This window comes from Mucilaginibacter gilvus (assembly GCF_004054195.1).
GTDB lineage: Bacteria > Bacteroidota > Bacteroidia > Sphingobacteriales > Sphingobacteriaceae > Mucilaginibacter > Mucilaginibacter gilvus.
Genome location: NZ_SBIW01000011.1, coordinates 1 through 20,725, shown reverse-complemented (window position 1 = coordinate 20,725; position 20,725 = coordinate 1). Strand labels below are relative to the sequence as shown.

Here is a 20,725-nt window from a genome sequence, read left to right as displayed (position 1 = left end):
ATCCAGAATATACAATAAAAATATTTTTTAATATGTAACTTTCTAAATCTGTGTTCGAATGTTAACGCTTATTACTTTTTTTAAGGTTAAGCGGAAAATTAACCTCTACATTTTTTTCATTTTGATAAATAATTTTTTAAGGGACTAATAGGACTCTTTTTCATGCAATTGATATTTCACTTTTAAACATATCGTTCCAAAAAAACAATGCCTGAATATTGACGTCTTGACTTTTTCTATCCAAACTTCTAAAGTTTATCTGCCAAGGTTTCACCTCTCCCCAAAAATGAATGATAAAAATATCGGTTTCCAATTTTTTCTTACTATAATTGAAATAACAAATGCTGTTAGTATATTCTTTTAAGAATATAAAAGGGACATTGAATCTTGGATTCAAATGCAAGGTTTTATTCATTGGCCACTCTTTATAAAACGATTGCAAAAAACCTTGATCCCCGCCGTTAGATTGAAGTACATTCTTAAGTTCAAGCATTTCCTCAAAAAGTGCTTGATCCGGGCTCACTACTAACATCCCAGAATTCAAATTTACCCAATCCGTAACTACTATATTTCCTGCAGCCACAGCTGACATGTGAGGCCTATCAAACAAACATTCAATATTATTACAAACAAGCAAATCAGCGTCAAGAAAAATAATCTTCTTAAATTCCGTTAAATTGAAAATATTTAATTTGTTGTATGTGTAATTAAACTTTGTATCAAAATCAAATGTCTTGGGGTTTTTGATTTCATCTACCTGTTTAACCCAAAAACTTTCGCTAACCAAAAAATGTACTACGTCAATAGATACCTCCGATGTGTAGAGCACTAAAAGTTTAGTATGATTACCAAAGGCGGTTAAAGATTTTCTTAACGCAACTACCCCTGGTAAAAAGTCATCGGTGGCAAGATAAGTGACAAAAGCATTTTTCACAGTTTACAGGTTTATTTTCAAATTTATAAGGATATTCCAAAATCGCAATTAATCGGTAAACTTAGGTTCAGGATTCTGCCTATAGTTAAGTTCGGATCAACTTTAAGTGATACTAAAGTTAATTTAAATGTAATGTTTATTTATAATTTATTCACAAATCCCTATATAACTCGCGAAAAATTGTTCTTTACATGTTGCTTTTTTTTTGACATTTTTGGTCAATCGCCAAAAATACAATACAATGTTGGCTGTTTCTTAATTAAATTGAAAATACTCAACAAAGTATAACTCACGAATACAGCAATGTAGCTATTTTACGAAATTTCGAGCAGCTATCGGGATTGTCAGGTTATTGTATAATAGTTTCACTTTTCAAAACACATATTTGTCAAACATTGAAACTAACTCTATGCCCGACAAATTTTCCACTATTTATAAACAAGATAGCAGCAAAATGACCTAAAAAGACAATTTTTTGTTGAAGATTTTTAATGATAATCAGTGTCACAATACTTCTGTATCAATAAGTCGAGTTGCCAAAACCAATGATTAAAGATTTACGGTGGCGTAACTTGAATTTTCTTAATCAACATGCTATTAGCCCCTAGGAGTCCGAACCCCCTTTAGGCAACTTGTAAATCATTTAAAATCTTCAATTGCTCTACCAAGTGGTCCGGGTAGCGCGGTTCGTTGCCTCCCCGCTCCCCCACAGATCCGTGCGAGCGGCTTTCCCGCACACGGTTCCTCTGTACTACGGCTTTGCTAATCAATAACTGTGATAAATCCTTGGTTTCTCAAGGGTTATCCATTCGTCCGTGAGCTTTGTGATCTACTCCCTGTCCAGATCCGCTTGCCTCCTCGACGGTTCAGCCATTTGTGGAGCATCCGCTTTGTCTGTTGGTAATAGGAGCTAATTCTTCTCGCGTTGAATGTGATACCATAGTAGCCATAATGGCCTCTCAATTTTTGATTCAGTTTGGCGATGAGCACCGGTATTGAGTGCTTATGCCTGTTCAGCTTGATCCATTCGTGCATCCGTTTCAGCGAAGCATTCAGCTTCTTACTGCTCGTTTTGCGCATCAAAACCCGTTTTCCCTTCCGGCTCTTGCCAAGGTAATGGGTAAAGCCTAAAAAGTCGAACGTTTGCTTTTCTTCTCCCCGCTGTCCCGGCTCGCTCAAGTCTATAAGTCTTGTCTTTCCCGTGTGCAGCGTCAGGCCATACTTCGCCATTCGTTTAGGTAGTACTTCCATTACACGCAGCGCATCTTCCCTGCTCATAAAACCTAGCAGGTAATCATCTGCAAAACGGATAATAAAGCTTTCCCCTTTCAACATCGGTTGTATTTGCTCTGTGAACCAATCGTCGAGCACATAATGAAGGAAGATGTTACTGATCAGTGGGGAAACCGATGCGCCTTGTGGCGATCCTTCTTCCGGATAGCTGACCTGTCCATTTTCCATTATGCCCGCTTGAGCCATTTGTCAATCATCTTCCTTATCACGCCATCTTTTATCCTGTGGTCAAGAAATTCCCGTAAACACTGGTGGTCTATGCTCCCAAAATAGTTTTGCAGGTCCGCGTCTATTATATAGCGCTTACCTTTAAAGCTTACTTCGCTGAAGTGTGCCGCCAATGCCTGATGCTGTGATTTACCCGGTCTAAACCCATACGATGTAGGAATGAATATTTGCTCATATACCGGCGTTAGAATTTTGGTCACTGCACTTTGCAGCAATTTATCTTCTACCGTGGGCAATCCGAGCGGCCTGAGTTTGCCATCACCTTTAGGTATAAATACCCTCCGAATGTAGGGCGCCCGGTAGTTCCCGCTCTTGAATGCCGTCAGTAGCTGAGGTATTCGTTCCTTGCGTTGTTCATAGTAATCGTACTATGTCTGGTCATCCACCCCAGCTGCGCCCTTTTTATTAAGGCCTGCTAGGCAGGTTCCAGCAGCGGCTCATCGATAAGATCATGCAGGTTTGTCAAGGCCTCATTCGGATATTTCCTTGCCCTTTCCGCTATCTGAATTTCTACTGTTAACATTTGTTTCATGTCTCTGTGTACACTTAATGTTTCTAAAATACAGCTCCGTAAAACAGGCATCCCCCTTCCTTACTAAGTGGCTTTCATGGAGCTGATTTCCCACCGTTCTATCAGTACTATGGGAATGCTAAGACTGCCTCCGCCCTTTTCCTTCCCTTCGCTTCCGCTCGGTCCGGATACCTTTTTTTCGATACCGCCTTTTCTTAGCACTTTGGAGGGTGGTGATATTTACCCTGCAAGCTCGGATTGTTTGGGTTAGGGCATCCTTGACCTAATTTCGTAAGGAGATGGTAGGCTCTTCTGTGTTGCCGTACAACCCCTGTCTGCCTCTGACATACCCTTCGACCCCGGCCGAATCGCCCCGGCTCGTCTGATAACGCCGGTTTGATGTTGTCCTGGTGTTCGAAAGAACCAAGACTTCGACATTGAGACATGTTTCGAGGCTCAGTCGCATACCTTTAGCAGTCGCTGTCTACGCTTCGCGCCAGCATTACTGCTGACTACGCAAGACTCGCTTCCAATGGTTGACTAGACCTTGTTGATCGGGATTGGTTACCCGACGGGTTGTTTCGAGGTGTTTCATTGCCAAAATCCCCACCTCACGGCCTTTGCACAGCGCGATTCGAAAAAAGTCCAATAGGGATCAAGTTAGCTTAGCGAACCCTATTGGATTTTTTTCGAACCATTTCTTAGAAGAATTGAAGAAATTGGGTACATTAAATTGTTAGTGGTACACCAGACGATCATTTCTTTTTTATTAAATTTTTGGTTTTACCACAATATCAATATAGTTTACCCAAAGTGCTGCTTTATCCAAAGTTGCTTCAAATCCGTCCGTCATAAATTGCTTGTTGTAAATCACTTTTCCTTTAAATCTTTGCTTGCCATTTATGGTTACAGCAACAGGTTTCTTAAAATCGACCATCTCAGGCGACAAGTAAATTCGTATTGCACCAACATCTGATGTCTCTATGTTAAATATATTGTTGCTATAAGCTGCCTTTACCGCACCCGAGCGTTTGCGGTAAACAAAGCCATTCATCATCGTATCTACTATGTGGGCTTTGGCTTCTTTGTCCAGCACCACCCATTTGTTTATTCTAAAGTTAATAGGCTTTTGCCAGGCAGCTTTTGCAGCTGTAGTTGTATCTAAAGCCGTTATGCTGAGCCAGTCGCAGCGGCCGTATTTTACATCATCGCATTCCCAAGAAATATTGGGGCGGAAAGGATTGCGCTTACGCATCGTCAAGTCGGCAAACAATAACTTATAGGCTGGTTCCGATTCATTAAACTGCGGGAACCAATGCGGGAAACCGTTGTAGCGATGATCCTGGTAATCTGCATGGAGGCCTTTCATCACTTTGTCGAGCGAATCGTGTGCAGCTGGTGGGTAATAATAATCCTGGTCGACCGATACATTAAACCACGACCGGTTGAGCAAATTCCTGATATAAGTGCCGCCTGTGGCCACCCGTGGCCTGGTGTTAAAACCGTAAAAGCCCGTAAATAATGATGGCTGTTTTATAGCGTAAGAGAACGAACCTGTCGCGCCGTTAGAGTGTCCTGAGATAAAAACCCTGTTATCATCCACGTTAATTACCTGCTTGATTTGCTTAAGCATAGCGGGAATTATATAAAAGCCATTGTCCGGATACATCCAGTTATAATCTCGGTTACCCATGGGGTATACCATTATTACTTTATTGATGGTGGCGTATTTGGTGTAATATCTGTTCCAGCCACTAGTGTCCCTTGCATCGGCATAATCCGGGTAACCGGTATTACTGCTTACCGCGCCGTGCAGAAAAAACAATAGCCGATAGCTTTTATGCGCATCATAATCCTTCGGCAGTACTATCAGGAAGGCCGTATGTAGGCTATCTGTAATTTTAAATTGTAAGGATATTGTCTCATGCTTTAGTTGCGGGTATTTATTGTAGGCTTTGATACGATTGTAAGTTTCAATTGCGCTACCCTTATCCAGGTCGAGTTTATTCAATAAGCCTTCTTTTTCTAAAAGGGCTTGGAAGGCTACTATCGAATCTGCCTTATTTTTTTCCTCCGCTTTAATAGTATTTTCCTTAGCGATCACAGCTGCTAAAATGTTTTTGTAACGCTCATCATCTTTCACCAAGTCGAAAGCCCTTTCCTTTATCAGCCGGTTACTGAAAATGGGATAATCGTTCTCGTAATTATTTTTTACATATATTTTGATGGCCGCTATAGTGCGTTCTTTGTCGGCAGCCATTGCCCATGCTTTGGCTGATTTATAAGCAATCATATTTGACCGGCTTTCTACCTTAGCCAAAAACAGGTCGTAGTTTTGGGCGGCGCAGAGATAGTTCTTCGTTTTGAAGCAAGAATCGCCCATTGCAATATAATCCTGCGCCTTTGCTGAAATGAAGAGGAATGCAAATAGCATTAGCAATAATGTTTTTTTCATATAATTTAATTTGGTTTTGCTAAAATGAGGGATAAATGCCAACAAAGTTTCAGCGGGTTAGCCATCGATACACAAGGAGCCTATTTTTAGTGACCAATGCCTTAATATTACTGACAAACGCTATTGCCCTAACCGCCGCAAGGGCATATATTTAGCCTATGGAGCGTAAGCGGATTGTATTAGTACATATAGCATTTTGGGCGGTACTCATAACCGGGGCTTTTTTGAGGGGATATTTTTCCGGTAAAATGTTAGGCTTGCCGCTTATTACCTTCCTGATCACTTCTATTAGTTACTATATATTATCAGCTATTTGCTTTTATTGCAGTTACTTTTGGGTTGCCCCTCGGCTAATTTTAAAGCGGCAATATTTACATGCGTTGCTGCTTACTGCTTTAATATGGGGGATAGTTATTTTCGCACGATATGCTTTGGAGTTTTGGTTCCTCAAGCCGGTAATTCACTTTGATAATTATCATGATGAAACTCCAACGGTAAATTATTACATCAGTAACATATTTTTCTATTACTTCCCCAGCTACTTTATATATGGACTGATGTATTTTTTTGCAGAGAACTGGTACAAGAGCGGCCAACGCCAGCAGGAATTGCAACAGGAAAAGTTAAGTACCGAACTAGCCTTCCTGCGTTCGCAAATTAACCCCCATTTTTTGTTTAATACCATTAACGATATTTATTCACTTACCTACCAAAAGTCGGAACAAGCACCCGAGGCGCTGCTGAAGCTATCAGTAATGCTGCGCTATATGCTTCGCGAAGGCAACGAGGATTTTATGCCATTAAACCGCGAAGTGGAATATTTAGAAAATGTGATTGCCTTGCAGCGGATAAGTGCCAAAGGTATGGCGTACGTTAAGTTTACGCAGGAGGGGTATTTGGGCGATCAGCCCATAGCATCACTGCTCTTTATCGCCTTCGTAGAGAATGCTTTTAAACATGGCATTTGGAATGACCCGCAGCACCCGATAGAGATATATCTGCATTCAAATAATGCAGAGATAATTTTTAGTTTAAGTAATAAAAAAAGTCAGGGGCAGAAAGATAATACGGGGGGTATTGGTTTAAGTAACGTACAACGGCGCCTTAAATTGATGTATCCCGAAAGGCACCAATTAACCATAACTAATAATGCCCACCTTTACAAAGTAAACCTTATTTTAAAACAGAACTGATGCGCTTAAAATGTTTGGTTGTTGACGATAAGCCGCTGGCGATAGATATCCTCGCGGATTATATTCAGAAAATCCCATTCTTGGAGCTTTTAGCTACTACCACTAATCCTATCGAAGGCCTAAGTATTATCCTAGAGCAAAATATCGACCTGGTTTTCCTGGACATTCAAATGCCTGAATTAAGCGGTTTACAATTCATCAAAATAGCCGGTAAACAAAGCAAAATTATTTTAACCACCGCCTACAGCGAATATGCCCTGGATGGCTATGAGCATGATGTAATAGATTATCTGCTTAAACCAATCGCCTTCGACAGGTTTTACCGCGCTGCTGGTAAGGCTTTGCAGGCGTTCTCAACATATGATGCAAGTAAAGTAGAACCTGAGCTAACCCCGTTAACCGTTCAGCCGGAAAATGCGACTTATCTGTTTGTGAAAGCAGAGCATCGCATCCAACGGGTAAATCTGGATGAAATCTTGTATGTTGAAGGCTTACAAAATTATATCTGCATACAATTGTCTACTGAGCGGATTATGAGCCTGCAAACCATGAAGCGAATAGAAGAGCAACTGCCGCGTATGGATTTTATAAGGGTGCATAAATCATTTATCGTTGCGCTAAAGCATATCACTTACATCGAACGCAGCCGTATTGTTATAGGCGAAACAATGATTTCTGTGGGGGATAGTTACCGTGAAGGATTTTATAAATTGATAGATAAATAACGTGTAACAAATATTAGATTTAACAGAAAGTGATTTACACAGCTTATATAAACTTTTATATGATAAATTGCTATTAAATGTTCAGACTTACTTTTCAACTGCACTATGGCAAAAGTAGCTACAGTGCGGTATTAACTAATCACTAATTTTTAAGAATTAGAGCATTTGCAAGTCTATCAGATGGTTCGAGCCCAGCCTCAGGAGCCAGAATGGGCAAGCACGAAAAATCGGTCGCTTGCCCTTCTTTTTTGCTCGCTATTTTTCTGTTAATCAAGTAGATACAAGAATATAATTCACTTGTAAAAGCGGTTCGATGTTGCAATTCCTCGAAAGTGAATTTTTGGGGGTACATCGAACCAATTAATTCCCGCTTTTCAGAAGTTGTTGATTTTGAATAGATTCTGTCCAGCTGCGTTAATTTGGTAATTGCCCTCCTCAGTATCGGTTCTATGTTTTCAGCTTTAGAATTAACTGCTGCCGCCTCTGCCAACTTCGCTTCCAATACGTTTATCTTATATTCATTTTCAGACTTGATGGTCTTGTAATCCGCGCCGTCAATGTCCCCGTTCAGAAGTAACTCCCTTGCTTTAGCAATACGGCCGTTCAGGTCGTTGATCTCTTTAAGGAGTTCCGAGCGGGAGATCAACTGCGTTGTGTTTTGGCTTTTGTAAGTATCAGCGATAACTTCCGTAAACAACTCTGCATAATTTTCATTGATTGTAAATTCCTCTATTACCTCGTCAAATGCTTTGTTAACGTCCTCAGCCTTATATCTGCATCCACAGGCAGATGAGCAATGGTAATAGTAGTAATAACCATTACGGCCTTTAGATGCGCTGCCACATAGTACACGGCTGCACTTAGAACACCTGATAAAGCCTCTTAGCGGCAACATATCCGGCGAAAGGACTTTGGTCTTCTCTGCTTTCTTTTTGCCGCTCAAGACGTCCTGTACATCATAAAAAAGGCTTTCAGAGATAATGCCTTCATGCAAGCCATTGACAGTGTGCGCTGCTTCATCCTTATATTTAACGATCAGGATCTTTCCGCAATAAACCGGGTTGCGGATAGCGACATAAAAGTTATTGCGTTTACATCTCAAACCCATCTCCGCAGCTTTTTCATAAACCTGCTGAATGGAGTAAATACCCTTAGCCACTTCTTTAAATGCCCATTGAATGATCTTAGCCTGTGGCGGATCAATGGCAATGAATTTCTTGCCGGTGATATCATGCCTGTTCACATAACCCATTGGTGCGTGTGATACCCAACGCCCTTCTTTCCTGGCACGTCTCAAGCCATAAAAAGTATTCAATGCCCTGCGGTCGTTCTCAATTTCGGGTGCGGTCAGGTAGATGGCCAGCATCATCTTATTTTCAGGAACCTCCATATCTAAAGGCTGCTCGATCGCCTGCGGTTCCACACCCAATATCTTAAGGGTATTAATCATTTGGTAAGCATCGGGTGCATTACGGCTGAACCTGTCCCACTTGGTGAACAGTACCAGGTCAACTTTGCCCCGTTGCTTTCTAAGGTTAAGCAACAAGCCCTGCCATTGCGGCCTGATAAAGGTTTTGGCAGAGTGGTCTTCAAAAATGGTTTTTCTGATACTGATGTTGTTGATCTCGCAATAACGCCTTAAAACCTCTTCCTGGCTTCTTTGGGAATAACCCTTGTCGGCTTGTTCATCGGTACTTACACGGATGTATATATCTGCAACTTTCATTTTTTAATCTCCTGATTTACAATCAATTTAGCTAAAAAATACATGATTTCCAAGACTTCTTCCGCTTTTTTTTCACTTATTTCCACACCCCTTTTCTTCAATATTTCTATTGCTCTTTGAGTAGTGATATTTCGCTTCCGTCCCGAGTTGTTAACCATGCCGCTGAGATTAAGCGGCAAAATCGCGTCATCGGGCGGCCTTACTTGACAAGCATTTCGGTACTACCGAATAATAAAGTTTGGTTACGGCTTAAACATAGGTAGTCGTTGCTCCGCTTAAACAACCGGGAGTGCTAAGCCGCTAAATTGTCAAGGGTGGCGCAACACCCCAAACAACAATCGCTATTTACATGCCCTTTACGATTTAGGGGCTGGGCTAACTTTGTGGGTGCGGTGTAATGCAACGATAGGGAATCACCCCAGCTTTCTTTATTAGTTTAGCTTATAATTTAAAAGCTGTAGTTATAGGCGTTGTCACTGTTATTCTTTTCAGTCAGCTTTCGGGTTTGCAGGTGTAACGAGGTAGGAGTTATTCCTGCGTTCGCAGCGAGGCTGGCGGCGAATGAATATAGCGTGCATACGCGTGATGTAATGAGCCGCTTGCCGCAGCTGCATATTTCCAAAGAATAATTTACAAGCTACTTGTAAGCACATGTTGCTCATAAACTCTTTCAGCCACAGTTAACAATTGTTTGACTGTATCTAACAATGCGCTTACATTGCTGCGCCCGGCTTCATATCCGTCCTTATACCTCACATTCACATAAGCATGTTTCAGTTCATTAAACAGCATCAGATTCCCCGGTTCATGCATCTTAAAAACGATAACAAGATCAGCCGTAAACATTTCGGTAATGGCGAGTAGTCTCGATAAATTGTGATTGTTAATATCATAGTTCAGTACTGACCTTACCAAGGCGACCAAAATACATTCCGCGCATTGATGCAGGCAAAAGAGCGCAGCGTTATCGGCTCCTTGTTGTAAATGATATTTTGCACCGTTATAAAAGTCTAATCCCAACCAGTGCCAGTGCTGCCATTGCGATGATGTTGTATTATGTTGAACGGCAGATAAAGGCAGAGCGGCAGGCAATAGTAACTCGCCGGACAAATAAACAGCCGGACAGCTTAAAGCGGTATTAAAAAACACGTTGCTACGCTTTAATCCCGTGAACAAGGCAGAGGCATGATGTACTAATGCTACGACGTTTGCTGTTTCCCTGCAACTGTCTTCTATCATACCTGCAAGGCTTTGTGCCAATTGTTGTTCCTCATTATCGGTAATCACCAGCAGGTATATTTTATTATTTGGTGCAGCACCCAAATGAATCACTGCCTGTACAGAGCTAACTTTATGAATGATGATAGATATAAGCTTGCTGATCAGCACGGCCTGCCCATCCGGCATATTGCGGTTTAGCTGATATAATTTAACAGCATAAATCTCCCGTTCAACTTGGGAAAGATTAGCGGATAACGAAAATGGCACCCTGCCCATAGGAGCATCGCATTTTAATGACGGCTTTGCTGATAACCGCTGAAAAATAAACCATGCAGCCCCAAATAGCTTTTCCAGGTTTTCGTTTACGGTCAGCAGGTCTAAAGGCTCTATAAATTCACGGGCGGGTTTGCTTGACAGGCCATGCTCCAGCCAGTCGTAAAGCATCGCACGGTATTGAGGCAAAGTGTATTGGCTAAAGAAATCATCCAATAGTAAATACGGATTCTGCTGTTGTTCTTTGCTTAGCGATACCGGGTAATAACTCCATTCCCTTTGCTCAAACGAAAGATCAATAGCCGCTACCATAACGTTAGGTTTGTCGGGCATATCTTTAATAAGATATGCTGCTTCGACCAAAGAAATTGTTAACTTATGAAAGTAAAGCAATCCCGATGGGCTACCTTTTTCATCCCGGTAAAAGTCCGGCTTCAATATGGTGAAACACCAATTCTGTAACGTTTCCAAATGTCCCGGCAAACTATCGTGATCAAAAAAGGTCGTGATAACGCTTAGTGGATTATTAACCTGCTCGGGTGTCAGGTTGATGGGATAAAAATCCCAGTGGTTAAATTCTTCAGCCTGCATAAAATTTCGTTTTCACCTGTCGGCATTGGCAGGTGTTCAAAATAAGTACACAATGCAGCCGTACCGAACCATAGCAAATTGTATTTTACAATGGCACTGTTGTTTGTTACATTTACATTTTATAATACTTTAGACCTATGAACGAACCTACTATACATATCGGCAGAAAGATCAGTAAAATCCGGGAATTGCGCGGAATGAAGCAGGAAGCTCTTGCCGCCGAACTGGGTATAAGCCAGCAAGCTATATCTAAAATTGAGCAGAGTGCTGAGGTGGAAGATAGTGCATTAGAAAAAATTGCCGGTGTTTTAGGCGTTACAGCAGAAGCAATAAAAACCTTTAGTGAAGAAGCTATGGTCAATTACTTTAATACTTTTAACGATACAAGTTCAGGATTCAATTATCATTGTACTTTTAATCCAATTGACAAAATTGTAGAGTTATACAATGAAAAGGTAGTTCTTCTTGAGCGGCTGCTTCAGGCTGAAAAAGAGAAGAACGATATGCTAAAACAAAAATAGGTTTATTTACCTTTTAGGTAAATAATTCACCCCTTTCTGATAGTTATATAGGGTACACCTGTTCGGGTGTCCCTTTTTTATTGCCATATAAAGCTTCCTTAAAATTGTTGCTTTTCGCATTACGGATTGCAGCGGCATTCTACGCACAAGATACAGCGCAAAGCTGTTCCGCGGGCAATACCAAGTAAAAGCATTATCTACTACCTGCCTCTTTTTCTCCTTCTTCTTTTTGCATCATCCTCGTTGTCGCTTATTTGGATACCACTATTACCGCCAAACCGATTATCGCGATGATCAGCGGTATTGCCAGCCAGTAGATCAGCATCCTGATCTGTTTCCAGTGGCCTTTCTCCATTACCGCCATCTTCGTTTTCAGCTGGGCTGTATTCTGGTAGACCTGTTCCAACGTTTGGAGAAACCAAGCCAGTTCCTGATCCGGGTTGTTCTTTGGTGGCGGTGTATGTTCCTGCGGAGGTTTGCGCTCCGTATTTTGCTGTTGTCCGGCTGTTTGCCTCGCTAATAGCTGCGCTGTCTCTAACTTGTTCATAGTTGATTATTCTAATAAGTTCTGCCCATTTGTACCTATTACCTAAAGCCTGGCCTTTCGCTTTGAAACCGTTGTGGAAATAACTGATGCCTGATACCCTGCCCGTAGTGGCCTGGTTAAAAAGAAAGTTGATTCCCATATCCTCGCCTATGCTAATCATATCCTGTAAGGTCAACCCCGGTCGATTCAATAAACTGTTCATCAATTCCTGCAACACCATTCTTTCAGATGCCTTGCCGGTTCTTGCGATCATTTCTATCTCATCCTTTGTTGGTGCTTTTTTTAAAACGCTGCTGCTCGGTTCAACAGCTACCAAATCGTACTGCTGTTCAAGTTTGCGGATAACCGCTTCACTTTTTTTGTAATTGTTACTGTCCGATACTACACTACCATCAAAGCCGATCCGGTTAACTAATAGGTGTATATGAGGGTGATCCGCATCGTGGTGGCGAAAGATCATGTATTGATTATTGGTAAAGCCCTGTGCTTTTAAATAATCGTTAGCAATGTTTACCAACGTTTTATTATCCAAATTTTCGTCTTTTGGAAAGTTAAGGCTGGTGTGGTAAACATACCTGTTGAGGTTGGGCTTCAAACTTCTAAGTAAATGCACTTCCTTCTCGACTTGTATAGCATCCAATGAGGAAAAGTTGGTTTCCAAAAGTTCTGCCCTAAACCGTTTATCAGGATGTGCCATCTTCTTTAAGTTATAACTCAAGGCACCCATAAAGCTTTTACCGATCTTCTGAATTGCTATCATGGAGTAAAACTTTAATGATGAGGTGTTGCTGTTCCTGCAATTGCAATAGAATCTTCCTGATCTCAAACGGCAGTTTTCCGGCGTTGACCTGCTTTGCTATTTGGTTGACATTTACGCCGATTTTCTTCAGTTCCAAATAAACGCCTAAGTCAACACGCGCAATCTTCGCTTCGGGAAAGCGTCCTGTCAGTAGCTTTGTGCGTAACAGCTTGTAAACCTCGACCCCGGAAATTTCAGCGGCGGCCATAAATTTCTGCTGCTCTTTTTCGTTGAGCCTGATCACGTACCTGTAAATTCGTTTTTGTTCTTGAACAACCTTCGGCCTTGCCATATCTAAATGTTTAGATAGCAAATGTCCGGTCAGAAAAAAGAGGTATTACACAAGCTTTTCGGTACTACCGAAAAATAAATTTTGAGTGCCTCTAAATAAATTGGGGCAAATACCTAACGGGTAAATAATGTTCATCCAAACTGTTACCTTGTTATATGCAGAACGAAGTGAAAGCTTATCGGGCCTGGGTGCCCCAGCAAGCGTTTGAAGGCACTTCAAACATGGCTTGCTTTAAACTATTGGATGAAAAAAATGCATAAGGCCAAGTATTTACTGACTCCCTTGATAATTTGTTGTTTAAGCAAAGTAATTTTTGCAACTTTGTTGCAATGGCAAAAAAAAATAGACTGGTTAGGACATTAACAGCATTCATTTTATTGCTATTATTTAGTTCACTCCCTTTTGTTGAATTGCTGCATAGGCATACCGATTTGCCCGCCAAAGCGAAAACTGCCGTTGTCATATATTCAAAATGTGCTATTTGCGATTTTATCTATTACAAGTCGTCTGCGGCAGTGAATTATAATAATCTAATATCAACAGCGATTTTTCCGCCGGTTGTCATATTCAACAGCCTTGACTTAAGTCCGGATCTAATATTAAGAGATCCCAGTCTCTTCCGTAATAAAGGTCCACCTTTTATATCTTAATAACCGGTTTAGATAACCCGCCTATTAATGGGGATTGTACGTACACCCCCGCCCTTATTGATTTAGCTATTCAAATTCTTTTATGATAAGGACTATTATCATTTGCATCATTTTTTTGCCAAATTTTTGCTTTGCACAATTCAAAAAAAATGCTTCGGATACAGCGAAACAATTGAATGAGGTTATTGTGCGAAGTAAAATCGATGAGGCCTTAACTCAAGGCCCTGGCAATGTTTCTGTTATAAATACACGCCTATTTTATAATACCAACTTAACACCCGTTCAGCTCTTAAGAGGTACTTCGGGCATTAAAGTTAAACAGGATGGTGGCTACGGCTCAAGACTCGATTTTTTTATTAATGGCAGTACAGGTAAACAGCTTAAATTCTTTATTGATGGTCTTCCCATTAATACGCTTGGAGAATCAACCGGGATCAATAACCTGCCGGTAGAGCAGATAGAACGCATAGAAATATATAAAGGAGTTATCCCTGTAGACCTTGGTGCTGACGTTTTGGCGGGAGCGGTAAACATCATTTCACGAAAGGAAAAAACCGATTATCTCGAAGCGTCTTATGCCATTAGTTCATTCGATACGCACCGCATCAATTTATCCGGTCGCAAGTTGTGGACTAAAAACTTTTACACCAGTATCCAGGCGTATGGGGGCTATTCTAAAAACAATTATGGTATTGATGCCGATAATATCCGGGCAGACGGCAAGATAGAATTGATCCACGTAAAAAGGTGTCATGATCGTTACGAAAACTACATTGTTAAAGCCGAAGCGGCGATAGTAAATTCCTCTTTTGCCGACCTGCTTAGCCTTTCCCTTAACAGTAGTGGCTTTGATAAACAACTGCAAAATAACTTGACCATGACACAGCCATATGCTTATGCCGCTTACCGGGAAAGTTTAACAGGCGGTATATTGAAGTACCAAAAGATCGATTTATTAAAGCACTTAAATGTCGGGGCGGCAGTATCCTTTAACCGGTTAGATGGACTATTTATAGATACGGCGAGGCGCATAACTGTTTGGAATGGATCAACCATAAAAAATGATGACGGAACTGAATATTACCGTTCAAAAGGTGCCGAGATAGGGCGCACAAGTTATTTAAGCACTTACACCAATACGCTTAACCAAAAGCTAACTGCGGCTTATTGGTTTAATAGTAGTAATAAATTAATTTTCAGTAATACCTTACAGCATTATAAACGGTCTGCAAAAGATACGTTAGCACAAAGGATCAACAACGGACTCGATTTGTACAATTCGCCTTCGTCGCAATGGAAAGATGTTGCGGGATTGGGCTACGACGGTAATCTTTTAATCCATGGACTGAAATTAAGTACGGCCTTTAAATATTTTTATACACGCCAGGCAGGGTCTTATATCAATTTTGACCGAAGCTTTACAGCTCATAATAGTACCAGCAAACCCGGTTATAATATTGCGCTGGCGTATTCGCTAAATCCCTTTTTTATAGCCAAAGCATCTTATGAGCATGCCATACGACTGCCAGATGCAGAAGAGGCATTTGGGGATCTGATACTGGTTAACCCGAACCCGGATCTGAAAGCAGAGGAAAGCAACAATTTTAATTTAAATATCCTTTACAACGCGGGAAAGTTACATGCGGAGGCGACAGGATTTTACCGCAATGTAGATCATTTGATATTTTTAGTACCCAACAGCCAAGGAAGTGCAAAATCTTATAATCTGCTCAAGGCTGGTATCAAGGGCATCGAATCAAACATTGCCTATCAGGCGACTCGGTCGTTTACCGTCAACATTAACGCTACTTACCAGGATTTGAGGAGCCGGTCCGACATCGAGGGCCTCGGTATTCCTAACGACAGGTACAAAGGCCAGCGGATCCCAAATATTCCATATTTACTGGGAAATGCAGGTTTAACTTATCGCGTCATCAGGAAAAATGTTAATAGCCTGTCGCCGCAATTCTGGTATAATGTTAATTATACCCATTCCTATTACCTGTACTGGGCAAACGACGGTTACCAGCCCGACAAAATTACTATACCTAAGCAAATGTTACAAAATGCCGGCATCACATTCCCGCTTAAACGCCTCACCTTCTCAATCGAGGCATATAATCTGGCCAACGCCAAAACTTACGACAATTTTAAAGCGCAGCTTCCGGGCAGGTCTGTTAGTCTTAAGCTGCGCTATTATCTTTTAACAGAAAATAAAAAATCATAATTCACAATTACTCATGAAAAAAAATTACGTTTTAACACTATTGACAGTAACCGCTCTATTAATGCAGGCCTGTAAAAAAGATCAAAAAACTCAACCCAAAACCCCGGATGCGGCTTCAACTTATGCATTGAGCGTTACCGGCGGTAGTTATCCCACTCAAACTACATATATGTTCGGCAATGTAGGTTTCCCAACAGGAACACTTGGTACAAGCAATGCGGCCGAATCGCCGAGTACAGCACTGGTTTTTCATAATGGTAAAAATATGTACCAGTGTAACTTTGGGGCGCCTGCTACATTGCACAAGTTTGAGTTTGATGCAAATGGAAAAGCAAAGGAAGTTGGCTCGTTTGCCGTAGCTGGTTTAAAGACCATTGGCGCAGTTGATTTTATCAGCGAAACAGATGCTTTTGCAACAGTTGCCGGTTATGGACTGGTGGGTAAGCTGGTAAGATTTAACCCTTCTACAATGACAATAACCAGCACCATCGACCTGAGTAGCGTCCAAAAGACCGGCTCTACTGAGGTTTACTATCAGGGACTGATTCATCGCGACAATTACCTGTATATGGGCGTTAATTACCAGGATAAAAAAGGCAATAACTTAGAAGACAAAGTGTTTATAACCCTTATAGATATAACAACAGGCAAGGTAGCGAAGCAGATAGAAGATAACCGCAGCAGCGAAATGTGGAACAGCGGTACCGAATCATCATTTCAGCCAAATGTGATGATAAAAGATGCCGCCGGTGATATTTATGTGATGGGTTATGCCAATAACAATAAGCCAAGCGGTATTTTGAGGATAAAGAAAGGTAGTACTGACTTTGACACCTCTTACTTTTTTGATCTGAACAGTACAACAGGTAAGCCATGCATCGGTATTCTATATTTCAGTGCCGGGCAAGTGTTTACTGTGCGTTATGATGATGCGGTTGCCTATCCGTTTGACCTGGATGCCAGCTACAACTCTGTAGCTACCTGCCAGTATTATAAAATAGACCTTAACGCAAAAACCACATCAGGTAGCATCGCGCCCGGAATGCCTAAATTTTTCGGCAACGCTGCTTTTGCAGTGAAATTTGACGACAACAAGCTGTATTTCAATTGTGCAGGTGCTGATGCATCATCCAATGCCATTTACTCCTACCAGTTGAGCAACGGTGCTGTGAGCAAAGAATTTGGCCTGGCATCGGGAGCATGTAACGCATTTGCAAAATTAAATTAGTGCTAACCCCGGCGGTTACTTGCCGTTAATCTTTTGATATGAACGCTATCTGGTTATTAACAAGGCATCAGTTTACAGAATGGAGACGGAGCAAGCTGCTGTATGTTTTCGTGTTTACCTTTGCCTGCCTATGGATTTTTTGCTTATATACAGGTTTGTTGGCCTACCGGTCTGTTGCTGCGATGCGTGAAAATGCGGGCCGGGAAAGCCGCGGGCAATGGCTTAACCAGGACAGAAAACACCCGCACATTGCCGCCCATTTTGGCAATTTTGCGTTTAAGCAGGTAAACCCGTTAAGTATTTTTGATAACGGGACCGATGCTTACACCGGCACTTATGTGTACATGGAAGCCCACCGGCAAAATGATGTGTTGTTTAGTCCTGCACAAAGCACATCCAGCTTGGTGAGGTTTGGGAGTTTCAATATTGCCCTGCTTTTGCAGGTGTTTGTTCCGTTATTCCTTATCGTTCTCACATTTAACACAATCATATCAGAACGGATAAGCGGCACGCTTGCTTTGCTTAAAAGCAGCGGAATCTCATCACGGCAATTGGCTGTTGGGAAAGTATTTGCACCATGGCTGCTGGTTGCAATGGTTGTTGCCTTATTTTATATGCTCTCGGCTATCGTTTTAGTGGTAGAAAGGGTGGATTTCGTATCTCAGGATGTGTTAAAAACCGCTGCTATCTTCTGCTTTTATCTTGCATATTACTTTGTCGTAACTGTTCTGGGCGTATACGTATCAACAGTTGCCGGTTCGGTAAAACAAAGCCTTATTGTATTGCTGAGCGGTTGGGTATTTGCCTGTATTCTGGTTCCTAAACTGGTAGCAAATGTAGCTACTGGTCTTTATCCACTACCCTCCAATACTGAGTTCAAAACAGTCGTGATGAAAGATATTGTAAACGGGATAGACGGGCATAATACCAGCGACAAGCGCGCGCTTGCCTTAACAAAACAGATGCTAAAAAAATACAAAGTTGACAGCACCAGTAAATTGCCCATAAACATTGAGGGCATTATTATGATGGAAGGGGAAAAATATAGCAGCAAGGTTTATAATGATCACTTTGACCAATTGAGCCGCGTGCTATTAAAGCAGCAGAAGGTATTTGCGTTTACAAGTTTGCTTGATCCTCTTTTAGGGATCAAAAACTTGTCGATGGGTTTGAGCAACACCGATTATTTTAACGACCGCGCATTTAGATTGGACGCGGAAAGTTACCGGATGAATTTTGTGCAAACGATGAACCGGGATATGGCCCTGCATTCGAAAGAAGATGGCTTTACAACTTACAAAATTGGCCGGGAACTATTCAATTCCATCCCACAATTTTCTTACCGGTCATTGAATGCAGCGCAATCTCTCAAAAACTATGTGCCAGAAATAATGAGCCTGCTGTTGCTCACGGTATTATCAGGATTGATGGTAAAACGTATCGCTTACAAATTATAACCACTTATGCTTAAAACCGTATTTATTTTTGAATGTAAAAAGCTGGCCGCAAGCAGATCGTTTTATTTCATCGTTATATGCTTGCTACTTACCGCCATTTATTCGCTTTATAACGGACGTAAGTTCATCAGCGGGCAGCAGAAAAATATTCAATTAGCTATTGCAAGAGAGAATATCATTTTTGATGAAGTAGTATCAAGGATACAGCATCCTGATACCGCAACTGCGGATGCAAAATGGGCCTATAGCCACCTTACAGATCCCGGCTGGATTATTACGTCGCCCAATAAAAGATGGACATCGTGGTGGCAACCTACACAGCTGAGTTTTTTATCGATAGGAAACCGCGATGTATATCCCTACTACCACGAGTTGGAGCCATATAGCTTTTATATGCGCTTTTTCAAAAATGAAATTAGCAGCCCTTTTAAACTGCTATACGGCAATTTTGATCTGGCGTTTGTTATCACGCTGCTGTTCCCGCTTTTTATCATCGGCTTTACATTCGATGTTTATGCGGTGGAGCAGGAAAGCGGGACTTACGCACTTTTAAACACAGTAACAAGGGCCGACAAAATTATCCTTTGTAAGTTGCTGTTCTATCTCGCGCTTACCCTGGCGATGATTAATATAATTTTGCTCGTCAGCCTGCTGTTTGGTAATAGCATCACTATCAAGCAATGGTTTAGCTATGCCACAACAGCTAATCTTTATATTCTTACATGGTTTTTTATCGTTTATCTGGTCGGCCTATTAAAGAGGTCGTCGGTGCTGAATGCCATCATCCTGATTAGTTGCTGGATATTTCTCTCTGTCGGCTTGCCGGCTATATTTAACGCTGTAGCCAACGCAAGTTATCCCGTAAACGCAGAAGCTTTCAGCAAATACATCCGTAGGGTACAAATGAGTGATAACCCTGCCGTGAAAAGATCATTACTCAAAGAATTCTATCATTACTACCCGCAGTATGCAAATACGGATACCATTGGACCCTCTTATTCCAATAAATTATATACAGCTTACGGCAACTTGAACGACCGGCATGCAGATCCTCTGTTAAACGAATATTTTAAGCAAATGCAGCAACGAGAGGATTTTTTAAACGCTTGTAATTTTTTCAACCCGGTAACGCGCTGCCAGCAGCGTTTCAATACGCTAAGCGGTACTGATCTGCAGAGTTACATAACGTACGTAAAGCAGGTACGCCAGTATGTACAGGGGCTTAAAGAAAACCTCACTCAAAAATGTTTTGACGGTGTGCCGCTCAAGGTAAGCGAATTACAGCACCGCCTTTCTTTCGATCAATTCAATAAATCATTAAAAAATAAATGACAACCCCATGCTACAGGCAATAAACCTTACTAAGCAATATAATCAGCAAACAGCGCTCAGTAACCTAAATCTTTCGATTAAAGCGGGCGAGGTGTTCTGCCTTTTGGGTCAAAACGGAGCAGGCAAAACAACTACCATCAACCTATTCCTGGGTTTTATCCAGCCTTCGTCTGGAAAAGCTTTAGTGAGTGGAACAGAGGTAGCAGCCAACCAGCAAACACGGAAGCATCTGGCTTACATCCCGGAAGTTGTGATGCTTTATGGTAACCTTACCGCTGTTGAAAATCTTGATTTTTTTAGCCGCCTGGCAGGTTTCAAGTATACCAGCGGAACCCTTTCAGGCTTTTTAAGCCAATGCGGCTTGCAGGCAGACGCACATAATAAGCGCTTGAGCGGATTCAGTTTGATATTCCGGGGATGTTGACCACCTGATTCCGTGGCAAAGTGACCAGGCGATTAGCTGGCGAACGATAGCAGCGAGAGCTGTAAAAGCGTTTTCAAAGTTAGTTATTAAAAGTGGTT

General features: G+C 41.5%; 17 protein-coding genes. 8 read left to right on the top strand and 9 right to left on the bottom strand.

Annotation, left to right across the window (positions count from 1 at the left end):
• Positions 1–160 precede the first annotated feature (160 nt).
• The 4 genes from EPL05_RS19475 to EPL05_RS19465 form a co-directional block, all read right to left on the bottom strand.
• Positions 161–934, bottom strand: coding sequence for a glycosyltransferase (locus EPL05_RS19475; protein WP_128535672.1), 774 nt, complete (start codon positions 932–934; stop codon positions 161–163).
• 801 nt (positions 935–1,735) lie between these two features.
• The gene (locus tag EPL05_RS24515) at positions 1,736–2,395 is read right to left on the bottom strand and encodes a reverse transcriptase domain-containing protein (RefSeq protein ID WP_208394792.1); all 660 of its coding nucleotides are present in this window, start codon (positions 2,393–2,395) and stop codon (positions 1,736–1,738) included.
• Positions 2,395–2,727, bottom strand: a complete 333-nt coding sequence (locus EPL05_RS24510; RefSeq protein WP_262708204.1) for a reverse transcriptase domain-containing protein — start codon at positions 2,725–2,727, stop codon at positions 2,395–2,397. The genes EPL05_RS24515 and EPL05_RS24510 overlap by 1 nt, the downstream gene beginning before the upstream one ends.
• Positions 2,728–3,735: 1,008 nt before the next feature.
• Positions 3,736–5,421, bottom strand: a complete 1,686-nt coding sequence (locus EPL05_RS19465) for an alpha/beta hydrolase-fold protein (protein ID WP_128535671.1) — start codon at positions 5,419–5,421, stop codon at positions 3,736–3,738.
• Positions 5,422–5,579: 158 nt separating this feature from the next.
• Here EPL05_RS19465 and EPL05_RS19460 point away from each other — a divergent pair, with 158 nt between their 5' ends.
• Positions 5,580–6,614 (top strand): sensor histidine kinase, encoded by a 1,035-nt coding sequence (locus tag EPL05_RS19460; protein WP_128535670.1) that lies wholly within the window; start codon positions 5,580–5,582, stop codon positions 6,612–6,614.
• Entirely contained in the window at positions 6,614–7,339 is a 726-nt protein-coding gene (locus tag EPL05_RS19455; protein ID WP_128535669.1) for a LytR/AlgR family response regulator transcription factor, read from the top strand. The genes EPL05_RS19460 and EPL05_RS19455 overlap by 1 nt, the downstream gene beginning before the upstream one ends.
• A gap of 142 nt (positions 7,340–7,481) precedes the next feature.
• On the opposite strand, the gene EPL05_RS19450 is transcribed toward EPL05_RS19455, so the two are convergent.
• Together EPL05_RS19450 and EPL05_RS19445 are read right to left on the bottom strand one after the other, a co-directional pair.
• The gene (locus EPL05_RS19450; RefSeq protein WP_128535668.1) at positions 7,482–9,065 is read right to left on the bottom strand and encodes a recombinase family protein; all 1,584 of its coding nucleotides are present in this window, start codon (positions 9,063–9,065) and stop codon (positions 7,482–7,484) included.
• 630 nt (positions 9,066–9,695) lie between these two features.
• Entirely contained in the window at positions 9,696–11,150 is a 1,455-nt protein-coding gene (locus EPL05_RS19445; RefSeq protein WP_128535667.1) for a HEPN domain-containing protein, read from the bottom strand.
• A gap of 137 nt (positions 11,151–11,287) precedes the next feature.
• Here EPL05_RS19445 and EPL05_RS19440 point away from each other — a divergent pair, with 137 nt between their 5' ends.
• The gene (locus EPL05_RS19440; protein WP_128535666.1) at positions 11,288–11,671 is read left to right on the top strand and encodes a helix-turn-helix domain-containing protein; all 384 of its coding nucleotides are present in this window, start codon (positions 11,288–11,290) and stop codon (positions 11,669–11,671) included.
• A gap of 200 nt (positions 11,672–11,871) precedes the next feature.
• Here the strand turns inward: EPL05_RS19440 and EPL05_RS19435 are convergent, their stop codons facing one another.
• The 3 genes from EPL05_RS19435 to EPL05_RS19425 all read right to left on the bottom strand — a co-directional run bounded on the left by EPL05_RS19435 (position 11,872) and on the right by EPL05_RS19425 (position 13,772).
• Positions 11,872–12,978, bottom strand: coding sequence for a relaxase/mobilization nuclease domain-containing protein (locus tag EPL05_RS19435; protein ID WP_128535665.1), 1,107 nt, complete (start codon positions 12,976–12,978; stop codon positions 11,872–11,874).
• A complete protein-coding gene (gene mobC / locus EPL05_RS19430; RefSeq protein WP_128535664.1) occupies positions 12,953–13,309 on the bottom strand; it encodes a plasmid mobilization relaxosome protein MobC in 357 nt (118 codons plus the stop codon). The genes EPL05_RS19435 and mobC overlap by 26 nt, the downstream gene beginning before the upstream one ends.
• Positions 13,310–13,484: 175 nt before the next feature.
• The gene (locus EPL05_RS19425; RefSeq protein ID WP_128535663.1) at positions 13,485–13,772 is read right to left on the bottom strand and encodes a hypothetical protein; all 288 of its coding nucleotides are present in this window, start codon (positions 13,770–13,772) and stop codon (positions 13,485–13,487) included.
• Positions 13,773–14,146: 374 nt separating this feature from the next.
• Between EPL05_RS19425 and EPL05_RS19420 the strand changes: the two genes are divergently transcribed.
• From EPL05_RS19420 to EPL05_RS19400, 5 genes are read left to right on the top strand one after another with little or no spacing between them, the layout of a single operon-like run.
• Entirely contained in the window at positions 14,147–16,186 is a 2,040-nt protein-coding gene (locus EPL05_RS19420) for a TonB-dependent receptor (RefSeq protein WP_166727757.1), read from the top strand.
• Between the two features lie 13 nt (positions 16,187–16,199).
• Complete coding sequence (locus tag EPL05_RS19415; protein WP_128535661.1) at positions 16,200–17,414, top strand: DUF4374 domain-containing protein; 1,215 nt, start codon at positions 16,200–16,202, stop codon at positions 17,412–17,414.
• A gap of 38 nt (positions 17,415–17,452) precedes the next feature.
• Positions 17,453–18,871: a DUF3526 domain-containing protein gene (locus EPL05_RS19410; RefSeq protein WP_128535660.1), complete on the top strand. Its 1,419-nt coding sequence runs from the start codon at positions 17,453–17,455 to the stop codon at positions 18,869–18,871.
• A gap of 6 nt (positions 18,872–18,877) precedes the next feature.
• The gene (locus tag EPL05_RS19405; RefSeq protein WP_128535659.1) at positions 18,878–20,203 is read left to right on the top strand and encodes a DUF3526 domain-containing protein; all 1,326 of its coding nucleotides are present in this window, start codon (positions 18,878–18,880) and stop codon (positions 20,201–20,203) included.
• A gap of 7 nt (positions 20,204–20,210) precedes the next feature.
• A complete protein-coding gene (locus tag EPL05_RS19400) occupies positions 20,211–20,627 on the top strand; it encodes an ATP-binding cassette domain-containing protein (protein WP_128535658.1) in 417 nt (138 codons plus the stop codon).
• Positions 20,628–20,725 lie beyond the last annotated feature (98 nt).